We start from the raw sequence: 17,612 nt of genomic DNA on the forward strand, positions 1-17,612 counted from the left end.
GCAGCAGGCTAGCGAATGAAGTGCACTTTGCCGGTATCGTCATTGCCCATGTAGATGCCATACACCCCGGCCTGCCGCTCGAGGATGTAGCGCTCCAGAATCTGCCGAATCGCCGGGTAATAGATCTCGTCCCAGGGGATTTCGTCTGGGGCGAAGAACTTGTAGGCCAGCGTTTCCGCGCCGTACTGCCCGGTTTCCTCGGTGGCGATGGCGCGGAAGATGATGTACACCTCGCTGATCTGCGGCACGCTGAAGATCGAGTACGGTGAGACGATTTCGCCGCGTACGCCGCTTTCTTCCCAGACCTCGCGCAGCGCCGCCTGCTCGGTGGTCTCGCCAGCTTCCATGAACCCGGCTGGCAAAGTCCAAGTACCCGGGCGCGGCGGTATGGCGCGCTGGCACAACAGGTACTTGCCATCGCGCTCGATGATGCAGCCGGCGATGATTTTCGGGTTGATGTAATGGATGTAGCCGCAGCCGGTGCAGTGCAGGCGTTGGTGGGTGTCGCCGGTGGGAACGCCCCGGGCCAGTTCCGTGGTGCAGTGTGGGCAGTAGCGCGGGGCGTTGGGCATGGTCAGCGGCCTATACGAGGTTCCTTCAGGGCCAAGGGCTCGACGATATCGCGCACCTTGGCGTTGTCATCCTGCTTCTGGCGCAGGTAGTCCAGGGCCACCTTGGCGGCTGCGCGGACATGATCGACCGAGGCCTGGTGGGCAACCAGTGGGTCGCCGCTCTTGATCGCCTCGACGATCTTTTCCATTTCGCGGTTGCTGGCGCCCCGGCGGTTTTCCTGCGAGACCGAGGTCGCGCGCAGGTAGCTGATACGTGCCTGCAACTGGCGCAATTGCTGGGCCGCCACCTGGTTGCCGGAACCTTCCAGCAGCACATCGTAGAAACCTTGTACCGAGTCCAGCACCTGCTGCAGCTCGCCTTCTTCGAGGGCTTCGCGGTTGACCTCCAGCGCGCGTTCCAGGGCGCGGATGTCCTTGGCCTTGGCGTTGAGGGTGAATAGCTGCACGATCAGGCCTTCGAGTACGCAGCGCAGCTCATAGATGTCGCGGGCGTCTTCCAGGGTGATGATGGCCACACGTGGGCCTTTGGCGTCGGCGAATTCCACCAGGCCTTCGGACTCCAGGTGGCGCAGGGCTTCGCGCACCGAGGTGCGGCTGACCCCAAGGCGGTCGCAGAGATCGCGCTCGACCAGGCGGTCGCCCGGCAACAGGTGGAAGTTCATGATCGCAGCGCGCAGCTTGTCGAGCACGATTTCGCGTAGGGTAACGGGGTTGCGGTTGACCTTGAAGCTGTCGTCGAGTGGCTGGCGTTTCATCAAGTGCGCTCTGAAAGAGGCTGCCCGGCCGCAACCGCAACAGCACCACGAACCTTGGGTGCTCCTTGCGTGGGTTCGAACAGCCCGGTGTTAACGGGTTGACTCCGCATCGGCTTCAGCGAACGCTTCGCGGGCCAGGCGGAAACTGTCCACCGCCGCGGGCACGCCGCAATAAATGCCGACCTGGAGCAGAATTTCGCGAATTTGTTCACGGCTCAGGCCATTACGCAAGGCGCCGCGAATGTGCAGCTTGAGCTCGTGGGGCCGATTGAGCGCGGAAATCATTGCCAAGTTTATCATGCTGCGCTCTTTGAGCGACAAGCCTTCGCGGCCCCAGACGTGGCCCCAGCAGTATTCGGTGACCAGCTCCTGCAACGGCTTGGTGAAGTCGTCGGCGTTCTGGATCGAGCGGTTGACGTAGTCCTCGCCCAGCACCTGGGTGCGGATCTGCAGGCCTTTTTCGTACTTCTCGTTGCTCATGGGCAGTACTCCGGCATAAAACAGGGGCCGCAACCGAGGGTGAGACGATTAGCGCGGCCCCTAAAAAAGGGGTGAAACAGGGGCCGCTGTGCGGCCCATTGCCGGCAAGCAGCCCCGGCAGTCCCAAGGTCAACCCAAGGGCGGCAGGGCGCCCAGCTTGCCTTTGTGGTAAACCATCGGCGTCACCGGCTCGGCCGGCAGCACCAGGTTTTGCACCGCACCGACGATGATCGCGTGATCACCGCCGTCGTATTCGCGCCACAGCTCGCACTCGATGATCGCCGTGGCCTTGGCCAGCAGCGGGTTACCCAGCTCGCTCAGGTGCCACTCGACACCTTTGGCCTTGTCCTTGCCCTTGCCGGCGAAGGCGTAGGCCTCGGCGGTTTGGTCGGCGGACAGCAAGTGAATCGCGAAGCGCTTGCTGTCCCGCAGGATCGGGTAGGTGTCGGAGGCGTAGTTGGGGCAGAACAGCACCAACGCTGGCTCGATCGACAACGCGCTGAAGGCGCTGGCGGTGATACCGACGATGCCGCCGTCGGCGTCCAGGGTGGTGACCACCGTGACGCCGGACGGGAAGGAGCCCATCACGTCTTTGTAGATGCCTGGTTCGATCATCTCGTGCTTCCTCTTAACGCATCACGAACGGGTCGGGCATGGGCGCGGTGGACAGGTTGATCCACACGGTCTTCAGCTCGGTATAGGCCAGCACCGAATCGATGCCGCTCTCACGGCCGTAGCCGCTGTTCTTGAACCCGCCAATCGGCGCCATGGCCGACACCGCGCGGTAGGTGTTGACCCAGATGATCCCCGAACGTACGTCGCGGGCCAGCCGGTGGGCACGGCCCAGGTCGCGGGTCCAGATGCCGGCAGCCAGGCCAAACTGCGAGTCGTTGGCGATGGCCAGGGCCTCTTCCTCGGTCTTGAAGCGGATAACCGCGGCAACTGGGCCGAATACCTCTTCCTGCATGATGGTCATCGAGTTGCTGTCGCACTCGAACAAGGTCGGCTCGTAGAACCAGCCGTCACCTTCAACCTCGGCACGCTTGCCGCCCATGTGCAGCTTGGCGCCCTCGGCCTTGGCTGCAGCGACCAGGCCTTCGACCACGGCCAGCTGTTGCGCGGTGGCCATCGGGCCCATCTCGCTGGCGTCGTCCTGCGGGTTGCCGATACGGATGCGCTTGGCGCGGGTGATCAGGCGCTCGACGAATTCGTCGAAAATTTCGTCCTGCACCAGCAGGCGCGAACCGGCCACGCAGCTTTGCCCGGAGGCGGCATAAATGCCAGCCACGGCGCCGTTGATGGCGCTGTCCAAGTCGGCGTCGGCGAAGATGATGTTCGGCGACTTGCCGCCCAGCTCCAGCGACAGCTTGGCGAAGTTCTCGGCACTGCTGCGCACCACGTGGCGGGCGGTGGCGGCGCCGCCGGTGAAGGCAATTTTGCGCACCAGCGGGTGGCGGGTCAGCGCTGCGCCAGTGCTTGGGCCGTAGCCGGTGACCACGTTGACCACACCGGCCGGGAAGCCTGCCTCGAGGGCCAGGCGGGCCAGCTCGAGGATCGTCGCCGAGGCGTGTTCGGACGGCTTCAGCACGATGGTGTTGCCGGCGGCCAGGGCCGGGGCCAGCTTGATCGCAGTCAGGTACAGCGGGCTGTTCCACGGGATGATCCCGGCCACCACGCCAATCGGTTCGTGCACGGTGTAGGCGAACAGGTCGGGCTTGTCCAGCGGCAGGGTGCCGCCTTCGATCTTGTCGGCCAGGCCTGCGGTGTAATGGAAGAACTCTGGCAGGTAGCCGACCTGGCCGCGGGTTTCGCGGATCAGCTTGCCGTTGTCACGGCTTTCCAGTTGGGCCAGGTGTTCCTTGTTTTCGGCAATCAGGTCACCCAGGCGACGCAACAGCTTGCCGCGCGCGGTGGCGGTGATGCTGCGCCACTCTTTGCTGTCGAAGGCGCGCTGGGCGGCCTGCACGGCCAGCTCCACATCGGCTTCGTCGGCGTCGGGCAGTTGTGCCCAGGCCTGGGCGGTAGCCGGGTTGAGGCTGTCGAAAGTCTTGCCGCTCTGGGCATCGCGCCATTGGCCGTCGATGCACATCTGGAAACGAACGAGGGTCATGCAACAATCCCCTTGGCGGATTCGGTGAGGGTGCGGGCGTGGCTGAGGAAGTCGATGAGCATTTTGTTGACTTCGCGCGGCGCTTCCACCGGCATCATATGCCGTTGCTCGGCGAGGACCACGCTGCGTGCGCCAGGGATGCTGGCCGCAAGCTGACGGGTCATGGCCGGGGTGGAGCCCGAGTCAAGTTCGCCGGTGGCGATCAGCGTGGGTACCTGGATACTGCCCAGGTCACCCGCGCGATACATGTCCTGAGTGGCGAACAGCGAATAAGTGGTGTGGTAGCCCTGCGGGTCGTTGCTCGCCAGCACTTGGCGAATGGCGGCGACCTGGGCCGGGTTGGCAGCCTTGTATTCACGGCTGAACCAGCGGTCGAGCGCGGCGTCGACGTTGGCGTCGGGGCCCAGCTCGGCAGCCTGGGCGGCACGGGCGATAACCCCAGCGCTCTGCTCGGGGGTGCGGTTGAACACGCTGTTGAGCACCACCAGCGCAGCCAGGCGCTGCGGGTAGTTGAGGGCGAATGCACGAGCGACCAGGCCGCCCATGGAGAAACCGATCACGGTGGCTTGGGCAATTTGCAGGTGGTCGAGCAGCTCGGCGAGCTGGTCGGCATAGCCTTCCAGTGGTGTGTCGGCCGCCGGTACACGGCTTTGCCCATGGCCGAGCATGTCGTAGGCGATGACGCGGTAGTCATTGGCCAGGCCAACGATCTGCCCGCCCCACATCTCTTTGTTCAGGCCCACGCCGTGGATCAGTACCACGGGTTGGCCCTGGCCGACGGACAGGTAGCTGGTGCCGGCAGGTGTGCGTTCAGCGACAGGCTGAATCATGGAGGGCGCTCCTTGAAGGTCGGGCGCGGCGGGTAAGCACGCCACGCCCCGGCCCGTCTTGGTTGTTGTTATTGAGCGTTGGCTTTTTCGGCAGCCAGTTCTTCCAGGTCGATGTAGCGGTTGCCGATGCGCGGATGCAGGCGGCCGCCGTCGGCAGCACCCAAAACCACGACGATTTCATCGGCACGCGGGGCGTCTTCGATCTGCATTTCCAGGGTGATGTAGTGCGAACGCAGGCCTTCGTCGTCCTTCTGCATCATTGGGATCTGGATCGAGGTGCCCGGGCCGCCGCGCTTGTTGGTGAAGCTCAGGTAGCTCTTGGCCTGTACCGCTTCGCGGTAGTGGTTGCCAAAGCGCAGGGTGTGGATCACCGCCGAAGCGTGCTCGATTTCGCCGTCGGCGCCGACAACGGCGGCCTTGCCATAGGCTTCGATTTTGTCGGCACCGCCGATGGCAGCGGTCAGGCGCTCGACCATCAGTGCACCCAGCGCTGAGCAGTTGGCGCGGATTTCCGGCTTCAGATCTTCAACGAAACCGCGACCGGCCCATGGGTTCTTGATCACCACGGCCAGGCCGACCATGGTCACCGGCTTGTCGGTGGCCTTGCCGCCTTCGATGCGGGTCTCTTCGGAGTAGGTGACGATCTTGCGGATTTCGAAACTCATGGGTGGCTCCTGGTGAGGGTTATCAGCTCTTGTTGTCTGATGGTATACCATAATATTTGTTGTGCAAGAGGGGGCTGGAAATTTCTCTTGCGAGGGGACGAAAGGTGCGTTGTACCGGGGTTTTTGTCGTTGTCTGTACCGGCCTCTTCGCGGGTGAACCCGCGAAGAGGCCGGTACAGGCTGTCACTGAATCTCAAAAAAAACCCGCTCACGCAGGCCACAGGGGCCCACCTGAGCGGGCTGCGTCCCGCAATGTTTCAGGCAATGGGAATTCAGGCGAACGCCGGCACCACGTCCTTGATGAACAGCTCGAGCGACTTCTTCTTCTCGGCATGGGGCAGGCTGTTGTCGCACCAGAAGCTGAACTCGTCGACACCGAGCTCTTGGTAGTACTTGATGCGCGCAATGATCTCTTCCGGGGTGCCGATCATGGTGTTCTTGCGGATGTTCTCCAGCTGGAACGCCGGCACTTCGGCAAATTTCGATTCAGGGCTTGGCTCAAGGAAGCCATTGACCGGGACGGTCTTGTTGCCGAACCAGGCATCGAAGGTGCGGTAGAAGCGCGAGATGGCCTGGGCGCCGACCTTCCAGCCTTCCGGCTCGGCCGGGCTGTGCACGTGGGTGTGGCGCAGCACCATCAGTTGTGGGCGTGGCACCTCTGGGTTGTTGTCCAGGGCGGCCTGGAACTTGTTTTTCAAGTCCAGCACTTCTTCGTCACCCTTCATCAGCGGGGTGACCATGACGTTGCAGCCGTTGGCCACGGCGAAGTTGTGCGAGTCGGGGTCGCGGGCGGCGATCCACATCGGGGGGGTGGCGTTGAATGGCTTCGGTACGCTGGTGGAGGTTGGGAACTTGTAGACTTCGCCGTCGTGGGCGTAGTCGCCTTCCCACAGCTTGCGGACCACCGGCACCATTTCACGCAGCGCTTTACCGCCGTCGGTGGCGGGCATGCCATTGGCCATGCGGTCGAATTCGAACTGGTAGGCGCCACGGGCCAGGCCCACTTCCATGCGGCCGTTGCTGATCACGTCAAGCAGGGCGCATTCGCCGGCGACGCGGATCGGGTTCCAGAACGGCGCAATGATGGTGCCGGCGCCCAGGCGGATCTTCTCGGTGCGTGCGGCCAGGTAGGCCAGCAGCGGCATCGGGCTTGGCGAAATGGTGTATTCCATGGCGTGGTGTTCGCCGATCCACACGGTGCTGAAACCGCCGTTCTCGGCCATCAGGGTCAGTTCGGTCAGGTCTTCGAACAGCTGGCGGTGGCTGACCTGTTCATCCCAACGTTCCATGTGTACGAACAACGAAAATTTCATGGGGCTTTCCTCAACGCTTGAAAGTGTCTGTCGCCTGGCAGGGCGGGCGCCAGTGGTCTCGATTCAGAATAGGCTTCAGGCAAAGGCTGGCAGGCTGGCCATCTTGCCGCGGCAGTAGATCATCGGCCGTGGCGCTTGCTCGGGGACGATCAGGTTGTGCACCTTGCCGACCATGATGGCGTGGTCGCCACCTTCATATTCGCGCCACAGTTCGCACTCGATGACTGCAGTGGCGCCGGCCAGGATCGGGTTGCCCAGTTCGCTCAGCGACCACTCGATGCCGCTGGCCTTGTCCTTGCCCTTCTTGGCAAACGCATAGGCTTCGGTTTGCTGTTCACCGGAGAGCAGGTGAATGGCGAAGCGCTTCTGCTTGATCAGCACCGGGTAGGAGTCGGAGGTGTAGTTGGGGCAGAACAGCACCAGCGGCGGGTCCATCGACAAGGAGGAGAAGGCGCTGGCGGTCAGGCCGACGACCGAGCCGTCGTCGTCCAGGGTAGTGATGACGGTAACGCCGGACGGGAAGGAGCCCAGGACGTTCTTGTAGACGGTTGCGTCGATCATCTGCTGTACCTCTAAAGGGCTGCGGTGGTCCGCGGTTTTTATCGTTGATGTGTCTGATGGTATACCGTAATACCTATTTTGCAAGCGGAATTTTCAAGCGTGGTTTTTTACGATGAACGGCTGCAGGCCACGTATACCGTGGCCTTGTGCGGTGAGGCGGTTTGTCGCAGGGGTTTTGCAAGCGGATCAGTGGGCATTTTTTCCTACGGATCAGTGTTGTCAAAAGATTGGAATACCATAATATGGTCCGCAGCTGAGAGGCCGCCTAGATGCGGTTTCCTTACAACGATAAAAACGACCTTTCGAGCTGATACCTATGTCCCAAGCGTCTTCGCAAAACCCGTTTGTCGAGAACCACACGGTCGATTACGTTCCACCTGCCGAGCGCCATGGGAAGGCGCGCGACCTGTTCACCCTGTGGTTCAGTACCAACATTGCGCCACTGCCCATCGTCACCGGCGCCATGGTGGTCCAGGTGTTTCACCTGAACCTGTTGTGGGGGCTGATCGCCATCGTGCTGGGCCATCTGGTCGGCGGCGTGGTCATCGCCCTGGCCTCTGCGCAGGGACCGCAGCTGGGCATTCCGCAGATGGTGCAAAGCCGTGGCCAGTTTGGCCGTTACGGTGCCTTGCTGATCGTGTTCTTCACCGCACTGATCTATGTCGGCTTCTTTATTTCCAATATCGTGCTGGCGGGCAAGACCATCCACGGCATCGCCCCCAGCGTGCCGATGCCTGGCGCCATTGTTATTGGCGCGCTGAGTGCCACCGCCATCGGGGTGATCGGCTACCGTTTCATCCACATCCTCAACCGTATCGGGACCTGGGTGATGGGCTCCGCGCTGCTGGCTGGTTTCATCATGATGTTCGTCCAGCCACTGCCAGCCGACTTCTTCAGCCGGGGCGCGTTCAACCTGTCGGGCTTCATTGCCACGGTGTCGTTGGGCATCATCTGGCAGATCAGCTTCTCGCCGTACACCTCCGACTATTCGCGCTACCTGCCACGTGAAGTGGGCATTGCCAAGCCGTTCTGGGCCACCTACTTCGGCGCCACCGTGGGTACCATCCTGTGCTTCAGCTTCGGGGCAGTGGCAGTGCTGTGCGTGCCGGAAGGCACCGATGCAATGGATGCGGTCAAGCAGGCCACCGGCTGGCTGGGCCCGATCCTGATGGTGCTGTTCCTGCTCAACATCATTAGCCACAACGCCCTCAACCTGTATGGCGCGGTGCTGTCGATCGTCACCGCGATCCAAACGTTCGTCGCCGCGTGGACACCGAGCATCAAGGTGCGGGTGGTGTTGGCGTCGGTGATTCTGCTGGGTTGCGGCCTGGTGGCGCTGAATGCTTCGGCGGATTTCATCGGCCAGTTCATCGGCCTGATCCTGGCACTGCTGCTGGTGCTGGTGCCGTGGGCTTCGATCAACCTGATCGACTTCTACCTGATCAAGAAGGGCCAGTACGACATTGCCTCGATCTTCAGTGCTGATGGCGGCATCTATGGCCGCTTCAACCACCACGCGATCATTGCCTATGCCTGCGGCATCCTGGTGCAGCTGCCGTTCGCCAATACGTCGCTGTACGTGGGGCCGTACTCCAACATCGTCGAAGGGGCCGACTTGTCGTGGCTGTTCGGCTTGCTGGTGACGGTGCCGCTGTATTACTGCCTGGCGACGCGCGGCAAGGCTGCCGAGAAGGCGGGGCGGGTTGTGACTGTCAACGACTGATTGGGGCGCCAGGTACCCCCTGGGAGCGGGCGCGCCCGCGAACAATCCAACGCGCGGCCTGGCACCGGCTGCGCCGCTATTCGCGGGCAAGCCCGCTCCTACAAGGGCCTTGCTGATTCAAAATGAGATAGGTACTAGCAGCCCCGGCAATTGCAGATCAGCCTTTAACTGAATTACGCAGGCCCATGCGTCAGGCGATCGCGATCTGCGGGTCGGCGGCGGCCAGGGCCTGGGTGCGGTCAGCCGCTGGTGGGTAGATCCACACCGTGTTGATCTGGCGCTTGAGGTCTTTGCCCTCCTGGCCATGCAGCTTCAGTTCGCGCTCCCAGCCCTCGCTGAAGGCCGCGCCCCAGTCACCCAAGTCCAGGCAGGTGACGTACTTGGGCTGGCGGTACACCACCGGCTGTAGACCGAGCAAATCGGCTGCGGCGTTGTTGCCCGAATGGCGACCCATGGGAATGGCGTGCTGGCAGGTCATCAGGGCGTGGTTACCCACATCGTCAACCGCGGCCCAGGCGGTATCACCGGTGGCGTATACGTGTTCCTGGCCCAGCACTTTCAGGTGGCCGTCTACTTTCAACCGGCCGAAGTTGTCGCGCTCACCGGCAACCTGGGCAGTTAACGGGCTGGCCTTGACGCCGGCGGTCCAGATCACGGTGTTGCTGGCGATATGCTCGCCGTTGTCCAGGGTGACCCCAGCGGCATCGACCGCGACCACCGAGGTACCGAGCAGCCATTGCACACCGGCCTGTTCGCACGCTGCCACAATCGAAGGCGTGATGCCCGCACCCAGCGCCGCGCCCACGCTGGCCCCGCGGTCAACCACCAGCACCCGTACCGCGCTGTCTGCGCCGAGAATGGCACGCAGCCGCGCCGGCATTTCGGTAGCGGTCTCGATCCCGGTAAAACCGCCGCCACACACCACCACAGTGTCACGCGCTGGCGAAGCGGGCAGGGCGGCCAGGCCGACCAAGTGTTGCTCCAGGCGCATGGCCGACTCCATCTGGTCGACATCGAATGCGTATTGAGCCAGGCCAGGCACTGCCGGGCGTGCGACCTGGCTGCCGGCGGCGAGGATCAGGCGTTGGTAGACAATCTGTTGAGGGTGCCCGTGGGCGTCGGTGTAGCTGACGCTGCGGCCTTCGGTATCGATGCTCTCGGCGTTGCCGGGGATGAAGTGAATACCAACGGCTGCGAACAGCTCGCCCAGCGGGGCCTTCATGCCGTGTACGTCGGCCTCATAGAAGCGCGGGCGGATGCGCAGTTCAGGCTGGGGGGCGAGGACGCTGATGCTGATGTCGGCGCGCTGGGCCTGGTCGAGCAGGCGTGCGGCGCTCAGGGCGCTCCAGACACCGGCAAAGCCGGCACCAATGATCAGAATGTTCGATTGCATGAAAGTGCTCCGCAAGGTTCAAAGGGGGCCTTCGAGGGCAAGTGGGGTGCCGCTCGAATAACTACGACTCTATTGGTCGTAGTTGTGTCCGGCAAGTCTTTTTTTCGGCGGGCCCGTGCTTCATTTCGTCGAGAACGGGTCTTTGGCGCTGTATTTATTGGTCTTAAGAGAAAAAACACGCTGACCGACGGCAGCTTTGTGCTTTGCTGCACGCTGGCGGTCAGCGTATTATTTGCGACAAGATTGGTCGGAGATAGATATGTCGCTCTACAGTGCTGGCGTCGAATACGGCATCCATTGCCTGCTGTTCCTGGTGGACGAGCGTGGTGACTCCCGCGAGTCCAGCGTGCGCGACCTGGCCGAGTTGCAGGGCGTGCCTCAGGAATACCTGGCCAAGGTCTTCACCAAGTTGGCCCGTGCTGGGCTGGTGGCCGCCACGGAGGGCGTACGCGGTGGCTTCCGCCTAGCGCGGCCGTCGGATGAAATCACCGTGCTGGATATCGTCAATGCCATCGACGGGCCGAAGAAGATCTTCGACTGCCGCGAAGTGCGTGAACGCTGCAGCCTGTTCGAAGGTTCGGCGCCGGGCTGGGCGACCGAAGGCACCTGCGCGATCCATGCGGTGATGCTGGGGGCGCAGAAGCGCATGGAGGAGGCCCTGGCGCAGCAGACCATCCTGGATCTGGCGCGGCGCTTCGGGCGCAAGGCGCCGGCCGAGTTTGGGCAGAAGGTCAATGCCTGGATGGGCGAGCGGCGCGAAGGTAAAGGGGCTGGGGACATTCCGGTCAGCGAGGTCTGAGCCTGCTACCTGCACCCGCGAAGGGGCCGGTGCAGGTCAACGCCCTTCATGTTGGCGCCGATACGCGCCGGGTTGCACCCCCACCGCCTTGGCAAACGCCCGGGTAAACGCCGCCACCGACTGATACCCCACCTGTGCGCCTACCTGCTCCACGGTATGCCCCGCCCGTAACAGCTGGCTGGCATGGCGCATGCGCAACGCCAGCAGCACTTGCCCCGGCGACTGCCCGGCCAGTTCATTGAAGCGTTTGAAAAACGCCGAGCGCGACAAGCCGGTGCAGGCGGCCATGCTTTCCAGTGTCCAGGCTTGCCCCGGTTGCTCGATCAACAGCCCCAGCAGCCCAACAAACGCCGGCTGGCGGGCGAGGGCGACCAACCCACCCAGCGATTGCCCGGCATGGACCTGCTGGCGCAGCACATACAGGAACAACAGGTGCGTCAACCGTTCCAGCAATGCCTGCGACGGCCCGGCGGTGCGCTGGCATTCTTCCAGGATCAGTTCGAACAACGCCCGCGCGGCATGCCCGGCCGGTTCATCGGCGCGCAGCACTATCCAGTCGGCCAAGCCTTCGACGATCAGCGTCGACAAGCCCGGCTTGAAGTGGAAAAAACCACACACCAGCCCCACGCCATCGACTGCTGTGGCGTCCAGTGCCTGCATGGGCTGGCGCGGCTGGGCACAGGCGCTGGCGGTGTCCTGGTCGCTGGCCAGGCGATAGCCAAGGTCGCGGAGCAAGAACACTGCATCGCCGGCCTCCAGGCGCACCGCTTCGGGCTGGCCGTCGATGTGCAGCCAGCAATGCCCTTGCACCACCAGGTGGAAGCTGGCCCGGCCCATGCCCTGGGTGCTGGCATGCCAGCCGCCGCAGTAGCGGCCCACGTGAAACAGGCTGGCGTCGAGCTCCAGGCCCTCTAATAACCAATCGACAAGGTGGCTGGACGAAATCATCTAATGCAAACACTCAAAAGCAAGGAAAGGCGACTGATGAATATGGAGGGTAGTTCTTATAACCAACAGACTGTAGTGACACCCATCAAAGGAGACCACCGCATGTCGTCGCGTATTACTTTACACACGCTGCAGAGCGCCCCGGAAGCGGCCCGTCCGTTCCTCGAAAACGCGCAGAAAAATTCCGGCTTCATCCCCAACCTGTTAGGGGTGCTGGCCAATGCCCCGGCTGCGCTGGAAACCTATGTAACCGTGTCGGCGCTCAATGGCAAAGCCGAGCTAAGCCTGGCCGAGCGCGAAGTGGTGCAACTGATTGCCGCCACCCAGCATGGCTGTGACTTTTGCGTGGCCGGCCACACCGCCGTGGCCCTGAACAAGGCCAAGCTGCCGCAAGAGGTGGTCGATGCCCTGCGTGCCCGCGGCGAACTGCCCGATGCCCGTTACGAAACCCTGGCCGCGTTCGCCCGTGAAGTAATCGCCACCCGCGGCAACGTCAGCGAGGCCACTTATCAGGCCTTCCGCGCGGCCGGCTTCAGTGAAGGCAACGCACTGGAGGTGATTTTGGGCGTGAGCCTCGCCACCCTGTGCAACTTTGCTAATGTGTTCGCCCAGACGCCGCTCAATGACGAGCTGGGCAAGTACCGTTGGCAGCCTTCTGCATGATGCGCGGGTGATCTCGACCCTACCGCGATCGTTGTCGGAGCGGCCCTGTGCCGCGAATGGGCCGCCAGGCGGCCCTGGCGTTTTCAAAGGAGCAAGACCATGCAAGATTGCGCATTTCGACACTGGCTGGATGCCAATGCCGAAGCTATCGATCGGGGCCAGTGCGAGCCGCAGCAGGTTCTGGCGCAGATCGCCGAATCACAGCTGCTGCGCATGGGTGTCGACCCGGCCCAGGGCGGCACGGGCGGGCAGGTGACCGACGCGGTCGAGGCCATCGCCGCCATTGCCAGCCGCTCGCTGGCAGCGGCCTTTGTCTGCTGGGGCCAGCGCGCTTTCATCGAATACCTGCTGCACAGCCCCAACCAGCCCCTGCGCGAGCGCTTGCTACCGCGTCTGCTGAGCGGCGAACTGGCCGGCGCCACTGGGCTGTCCAACGCCATGAAGTTCCTGTCTGGCATCGAAGCGCTGCAAGTGCGTGGCCGCCCGGCAGCCGATGGCTGGCAGTTGGAAGGGCGCCTGCACTGGGTGACCAACCTGCGTAAAAGCGGCTTCGTGGTGGCGGCGGCCATCGACGACGAGGCGGGTGGCGCGCCGTTCGTGCTGGCCATTCCTTCTGACGTACCGGGCCTGGCGCGGTCCGAAGACCTGCAATTGATGGGCCTGCAGTCGAGCAACACGGCAGCACTGGCCTTCCACCAGGTACAACTGCAGCGAGGTTGGCTGCTGCATGAAAATGCCCGCGAGTTCCTGCCCCGGGTTCGCCCGGCCTTCCTGGCGCTGCAGTGCGGCATGGCCATCGGCCTGGCACGGCGGGCGCTGGAGGAAGTGCAGGGGCACCTGCACGGCCGCGACGCGTTCCTCGACGAAGCGCGGCGGGTGCTAAGTGAGCGCTTGGAAAACACCGTGAGCGAGCTTAAGCAGGGCCTGCTCGATGGCCGATTCCTGCAGCAACCGGCGGCGTTGTTCAAACTGCGCATTACCCTGGCCGAATGCGCTGCCGACGCGGTGCAGCTGGAGTTGCAGGCCAGTGGTGGCAAGGCCTACCTCAGTGAATACGGTGAAGGCTTCGCCCGCCGCTGGCGCGAATCAGCCTTCGTGCCAATCGTCACGCCCAGTTTGGTGCAACTGCGCGCCGAGCTGCAACGCCAGGCGGGCGCTGCATGAGCCCAATACTGCTCGAGGCCCGCGATATCAGCCTGGGCTACCCGCGCCAAGGTGGCTGGCAGGCGGTGCTGGCGCAGTTCGACCTGCAACTGGCACGGGGCGAGGTGGTCACCATCCTTGGCCCCAGCGGGGTGGGCAAATCCAGCCTGCTGCGGGTGCTGGCTGGCCTGCAACAGCCCCGTGGCGGTAGCGTGACCCTGCACGGCCAGCCGCTGCAAGGGCCGCACCCTCGGCTGGCGGTGGCTTTTCAGGACCCAAGCCTGTTGCCCTGGCTGAGCCTGGAAAAAAATGTCGCCTTCGGCCTGGATTTCGCTCGCCAGCCCAAATTGGCCACTGCCGAGCGGCGTGCCCGCGTCGACCAGGCGATTGCTGCCGTGGGCCTGGCCCATGCCCGCGGCCAGTACCCGGCGCAATTGTCGGGCGGCATGGCCCAGCGCACTGCACTGGCGCGCTGCCTGGCGCGCCAGCCCGAAGTGCTGCTGCTCGATGAGCCGTTCGGCGCGCTGGATGAAGTCACCCGCGCCGACATGCAGCAACTGCTGCTACAACTGATTGCCACCCACAACACGGCGGCGGTGCTGATTACCCACGATATCGACGAAGCCCTGCTGTTGTCCGACCGGGTGCTGCTACTGGGCAACCACCCAGCGCACATCCTCGGCCAGTGGCATATCGACCTGCCGCAACCGCGGGCGCAGCGGGTCGAAGAGCTGGGCGCCTTGCGCATCGAAATCCTCAAAACCCTTCGGCGGGCAAGCCGCACAGTCGAACCTACCCCCACCCCGTTGCCCTCGGAGGCTGTCCATGTGCATGGATGACTGCTGTAGCGCTTCTTCGCGTCGCGATTTCCTCAAACTCGGTGCCATGCTCACGGCCGCCGGTGCCCTGCCGTTGCTGTCGAGCCTGCAGGCGCGTGCCGCCGCCGAGCCGGATGCGCCGGTGCGTATCGGCTACCTGCCGATTACCGATGCCACGCCGCTGCTGGTGGCGCACAACAACGGCCTGTTCGAGGCCGAAGGCATCAAGGCCGAGCGCCCGGTGTTGCTGCGCAGTTGGGCGCAGGTGATCGAGGCGTTCATCTCTGGCCAGGTCAATGTCATCCACCTGCTGTCGCCGATGACCGTGTGGGCACGCTATGGCAGCAAGGTGCCGGCCAAGGTCGTAGCCTGGAACCACGTGGGCGGTTCGGGCCTGACCGTGGCCCCGGACATCAGCGACCTGCAGCAACTGGGCGGCAAGACTGTGGCCATTCCGTTCTGGTATTCGATCCACAACGTGGTGCTGCAGCAGATGCTCAACGACAACGGCCTGACCCCGGTATCGAAGCCAATCAATGCGTCACTGGCTGCCAACGAAGTCAATCTGCTGGTACTGCCGCCGTCCGACATGCCGCCGGCGCTGGCCAGCAAGCGCATCGCCGGTTACATCGTCGCCGAGCCGTTCAACGCCCTGGCCGAGAACCTCAAGGTTGGCCGCGTGCAGCGCTTCACTGGCGATGTGTGGCGCAACCATGCCTGCTGCGTGGTGTTCATGCATGAGCATGACCTGAACAACCGCCCGGATTGGTCGCAGAAGGTGGTCAACGCCATCGTCAAGGCCCAGCACTGGACCCGCGACCATCGCGCCGAAGCCGCTGCGCTGTTGTCCAAGGCCGGCCCCAACAAGTACACCCCGCACGAGCCGGCGGTGTTGGCCAAGGTGCTGGCCCCGGCGGCCGAGGACCGTGCCGGCTACATTGCCAGTGGCGCCATTCGTCACCAGCAGTGGGACGAAAAGCGCATCGACTTCCAGCCTTACCCATCCCCCAGCTACACCGAAGAGCTGGTCAAGCGCCTGAAAACCACCCTGATCGAGGGTGACAACGGGTTCCTTGCTGGCCTGGACCCCGTTCAGACTGCTCGCGACCTGGTCGACGACCGCTTCGTGCGCAACGCCATCGCCGCCGTTGGCGGGCCGTCGGTGTTCGGCATCGCCGACACCTTCGAGCGTAGCGAGGAGTTTGCGGTCTGATGCGCACGCATGTCGTACATGCCGGGCTTGGCCTGGCCGGGTTGCTGGGTTTGTTGCTGTTGTGGTGGGCGGGTGTGGCCGTGTTCGGCCAGGCCGATGGCCTGTCGGCGCGCTTTTCGCCGGCGGCGACCTTGGCCAGCCTGGTCGAGTTGCTGGGGCAGGCTGAGGTCTATGGGCACATCTGGGTCAGCCTCACACGCATCCTGGTCGGGCTGCTGCTGGCGCTACTTTTTGGCGTGCCGCTGGGCTTGTTGGTGGGCAGCTACCGGCACCTGGAAGCAGCGACCACACCAGCGTTTCAGTTCCTGCGCATGATCTCGCCGCTGTCGTGGATGCCAGTGGTGGTGATGCTGATGGGCGTGGGTGACCAGCCGATTTACTTCCTGTTGGCGTTTGCTGCGTTGTGGCCCATTTTGTTGAACACTGCGGCCGGGGTCAGGCAGTTGGACCCGCGGTGGTTGCAGTTGAGCCGCAGTTTGAGTGCCACGCGCTGGGAGACCTTGTGCAAGGTGATCGTGCCGGGGGTGATCGGCCACGTGCTGACCGGCGTGCGCCTGGCCATCGGCATTTTGTGGATCGTGCTGGTGCCGTGCGAAATGCTTGGGGTGAGTGCGGGGCTGGGCTATTTCATTCTCGATACCCGCGACCGGCTGGCGTATTCCGAGCTGATGGCGATGGTGTTGCTGATCGGGGTGCTGGGGTTTGTGCTGGATGCCTTGGCGCGTGGGCTGCATCGGCGCTGGGTGCATGGCTGACAGGCCAGTGGGGCCTCATCGCCGGCAAGCCAGCCCCCCACAGGTCTTCCACCGCCCTCGGGCCCGGTGATAGCCCTGTGGCGGCTGGCTTGCCGGCGATAGGCCGGCGGCTCAATGCACGGTCTTGCGCTGCCGCACACATTCCCGAGCCTGGGCGGTCAGCTCGTCCAGCCGCTCATCACGCAGCTGTTCCGCTTCGATCATCGCATCCTCACCCTGCTGGTTGAGCAGGTAGGTGTGAATCTGCATCACCTCCGCCGTCTGGTAGATCGGCGCAATGTCCAACCTGCCAATCAACGCGCCGCTGGCTTGCCCAGTGCTGCTCATCAACACCTGCGGCCCATTGGCCGCCACCACCTGCATGCCCATCGCTTCAAACCACGGCACCTGGCTGGCAAAGGCATTCAGCTCGACGCAGGCATGGCGTGCCTGCAGGTCGCGTAGCAGGGCCCGGGCGATGCCCTGGCGGCGATGGCTGGCGCGCACGGCCAGGAACGCCAGGGCACACGCCTGCGCATCGTCCTCGGCTGGCAGCGACAGGGCGAAACCCAGCAACTGGTCGGGGGCCTCGGCATCCAGCGCCAAGGTCAGTGCCACAGCTAGGCCACGGCTGCCGTCCAGCGCTTGCAGGTACTGGTGCACTTCCATGCCGACGCCGTACTGGTACAGCGGGTATAGCGGGTTGTCGGCGCTGATGGCGACGCTGCTCAGGTCGCCGACGTGGTGAATGACCAGTTCGCGGATCTGGTTTTGGAAGGATTCGGGCGGCACGCTGTCGAGGCGGCTCAGGATGAACATCGGGGGGGCGGGCTCCGGCAGGTAAATGGATGGCCCGCGCCGTGCAGGCGCGGGCTGTACAGTCTAACCGGTT

Annotated in this window: 19 protein-coding genes; 7 read left to right on the forward strand and 12 right to left on the reverse strand. The window is 63.7% G+C overall.

Annotated features, from left to right (window positions below; all coding sequences use genetic code 11):
• Positions 1 to 8: 8 nt before the first annotated feature.
• From DV532_RS10630 to DV532_RS10670, 9 genes are all read right to left on the reverse strand, one after another.
• Complete coding sequence (locus DV532_RS10630; protein WP_056800867.1) at positions 9 to 572, reverse strand: NUDIX hydrolase; 564 nt, start codon at positions 570 to 572, stop codon at positions 9 to 11.
• A 2-nt stretch (positions 573 to 574) separates the two neighbouring features.
• Positions 575 to 1,327 (reverse strand): GntR family transcriptional regulator, encoded by a 753-nt coding sequence (locus DV532_RS10635; RefSeq protein ID WP_012052005.1) that lies wholly within the window; start codon positions 1,325 to 1,327, stop codon positions 575 to 577.
• Between the two features lie 90 nt (positions 1,328 to 1,417).
• On the reverse strand, positions 1,418 to 1,807 hold the full coding sequence (locus DV532_RS10640; RefSeq protein WP_008100863.1) for a carboxymuconolactone decarboxylase family protein: 390 nt from the start codon (positions 1,805 to 1,807) through the stop codon (positions 1,418 to 1,420).
• A gap of 129 nt (positions 1,808 to 1,936) precedes the next feature.
• Positions 1,937 to 2,422: a flavin reductase family protein gene (locus DV532_RS10645; RefSeq protein ID WP_056800868.1), complete on the reverse strand. Its 486-nt coding sequence runs from the start codon at positions 2,420 to 2,422 to the stop codon at positions 1,937 to 1,939.
• A gap of 13 nt (positions 2,423 to 2,435) precedes the next feature.
• Positions 2,436 to 3,917: an aldehyde dehydrogenase gene (locus DV532_RS10650; protein ID WP_056800869.1), complete on the reverse strand. Its 1,482-nt coding sequence runs from the start codon at positions 3,915 to 3,917 to the stop codon at positions 2,436 to 2,438.
• Complete coding sequence (locus DV532_RS10655) at positions 3,914 to 4,747, reverse strand: alpha/beta fold hydrolase (protein ID WP_056800870.1); 834 nt, start codon at positions 4,745 to 4,747, stop codon at positions 3,914 to 3,916. Before DV532_RS10655 ends, DV532_RS10650 begins: the two co-directional genes overlap by 4 nt.
• 68 nt (positions 4,748 to 4,815) lie before the next feature.
• Positions 4,816 to 5,412 carry an amino acid synthesis family protein gene (locus DV532_RS10660; protein WP_023632164.1) on the reverse strand — a complete coding sequence of 199 codons (597 nt, stop codon included), beginning with the start codon at positions 5,410 to 5,412 and terminating at the stop codon, positions 4,816 to 4,818.
• Between the two features lie 272 nt (positions 5,413 to 5,684).
• Positions 5,685 to 6,725, reverse strand: coding sequence for an LLM class flavin-dependent oxidoreductase (locus DV532_RS10665; RefSeq protein WP_056800871.1), 1,041 nt, complete (start codon positions 6,723 to 6,725; stop codon positions 5,685 to 5,687).
• A gap of 75 nt (positions 6,726 to 6,800) precedes the next feature.
• A complete protein-coding gene (locus tag DV532_RS10670; RefSeq protein WP_056800873.1) occupies positions 6,801 to 7,286 on the reverse strand; it encodes a flavin reductase family protein in 486 nt (161 codons plus the stop codon).
• A gap of 316 nt (positions 7,287 to 7,602) precedes the next feature.
• On the opposite strand from DV532_RS10670, the gene DV532_RS10675 reads away from it, so the two are divergent.
• Positions 7,603 to 9,009: a cytosine permease gene (locus DV532_RS10675; RefSeq protein ID WP_056800875.1), complete on the forward strand. Its 1,407-nt coding sequence runs from the start codon at positions 7,603 to 7,605 to the stop codon at positions 9,007 to 9,009.
• A gap of 190 nt (positions 9,010 to 9,199) precedes the next feature.
• Here DV532_RS10675 and DV532_RS10680 read toward each other — a convergent pair whose 3' ends face one another.
• A complete protein-coding gene (locus tag DV532_RS10680) occupies positions 9,200 to 10,402 on the reverse strand; it encodes an NAD(P)/FAD-dependent oxidoreductase (RefSeq protein ID WP_056800876.1) in 1,203 nt (400 codons plus the stop codon).
• 259 nt (positions 10,403 to 10,661) lie between these two features.
• Between DV532_RS10680 and DV532_RS10685 the strand changes: the two genes are divergently transcribed.
• Complete coding sequence (locus DV532_RS10685; RefSeq protein ID WP_056800878.1) at positions 10,662 to 11,201, forward strand: Rrf2 family transcriptional regulator; 540 nt, start codon at positions 10,662 to 10,664, stop codon at positions 11,199 to 11,201.
• 36 nt (positions 11,202 to 11,237) lie between these two features.
• Here the strand turns inward: DV532_RS10685 and DV532_RS10690 are convergent, their stop codons facing one another.
• Positions 11,238 to 12,149: an AraC family transcriptional regulator gene (locus tag DV532_RS10690; protein WP_056800879.1), complete on the reverse strand. Its 912-nt coding sequence runs from the start codon at positions 12,147 to 12,149 to the stop codon at positions 11,238 to 11,240.
• Positions 12,150 to 12,251: 102 nt separating this feature from the next.
• Between DV532_RS10690 and DV532_RS10695 the strand changes: the two genes are divergently transcribed.
• The 5 genes from DV532_RS10695 to DV532_RS10715 all read left to right on the forward strand — a co-directional run bounded on the left by DV532_RS10695 (position 12,252) and on the right by DV532_RS10715 (position 16,741).
• A complete protein-coding gene (locus DV532_RS10695; RefSeq protein ID WP_003259243.1) occupies positions 12,252 to 12,812 on the forward strand; it encodes a carboxymuconolactone decarboxylase family protein in 561 nt (186 codons plus the stop codon).
• Positions 12,813 to 12,911: 99 nt separating this feature from the next.
• Complete coding sequence (locus tag DV532_RS10700) at positions 12,912 to 13,976, forward strand: acyl-CoA dehydrogenase family protein (protein ID WP_056800881.1); 1,065 nt, start codon at positions 12,912 to 12,914, stop codon at positions 13,974 to 13,976.
• Positions 13,973 to 14,794 carry an ABC transporter ATP-binding protein gene (locus DV532_RS10705; protein WP_056800883.1) on the forward strand — a complete coding sequence of 274 codons (822 nt, stop codon included), beginning with the start codon at positions 13,973 to 13,975 and terminating at the stop codon, positions 14,792 to 14,794. The genes DV532_RS10700 and DV532_RS10705 overlap by 4 nt, the downstream gene beginning before the upstream one ends.
• Positions 14,781 to 15,986, forward strand: a complete 1,206-nt coding sequence (locus tag DV532_RS10710; protein ID WP_056800885.1) for an ABC transporter substrate-binding protein — start codon at positions 14,781 to 14,783, stop codon at positions 15,984 to 15,986. The genes DV532_RS10705 and DV532_RS10710 overlap by 14 nt, the downstream gene beginning before the upstream one ends.
• Positions 15,986 to 16,741 (forward strand): ABC transporter permease, encoded by a 756-nt coding sequence (locus DV532_RS10715; RefSeq protein WP_056800887.1) that lies wholly within the window; start codon positions 15,986 to 15,988, stop codon positions 16,739 to 16,741. The genes DV532_RS10710 and DV532_RS10715 overlap by 1 nt, the downstream gene beginning before the upstream one ends.
• Before the next feature lie 111 nt (positions 16,742 to 16,852).
• Here DV532_RS10715 and DV532_RS10720 read toward each other — a convergent pair whose 3' ends face one another.
• The gene (locus DV532_RS10720) at positions 16,853 to 17,539 is read right to left on the reverse strand and encodes a GNAT family N-acetyltransferase (RefSeq protein WP_056800889.1); all 687 of its coding nucleotides are present in this window, start codon (positions 17,537 to 17,539) and stop codon (positions 16,853 to 16,855) included.
• Positions 17,540 to 17,612: the final 73 nt, after the last annotated feature.

This window comes from Pseudomonas sp. Leaf58 (genome assembly GCF_003627215.1).
Lineage (GTDB): Bacteria > Pseudomonadota > Gammaproteobacteria > Pseudomonadales > Pseudomonadaceae > Aquipseudomonas.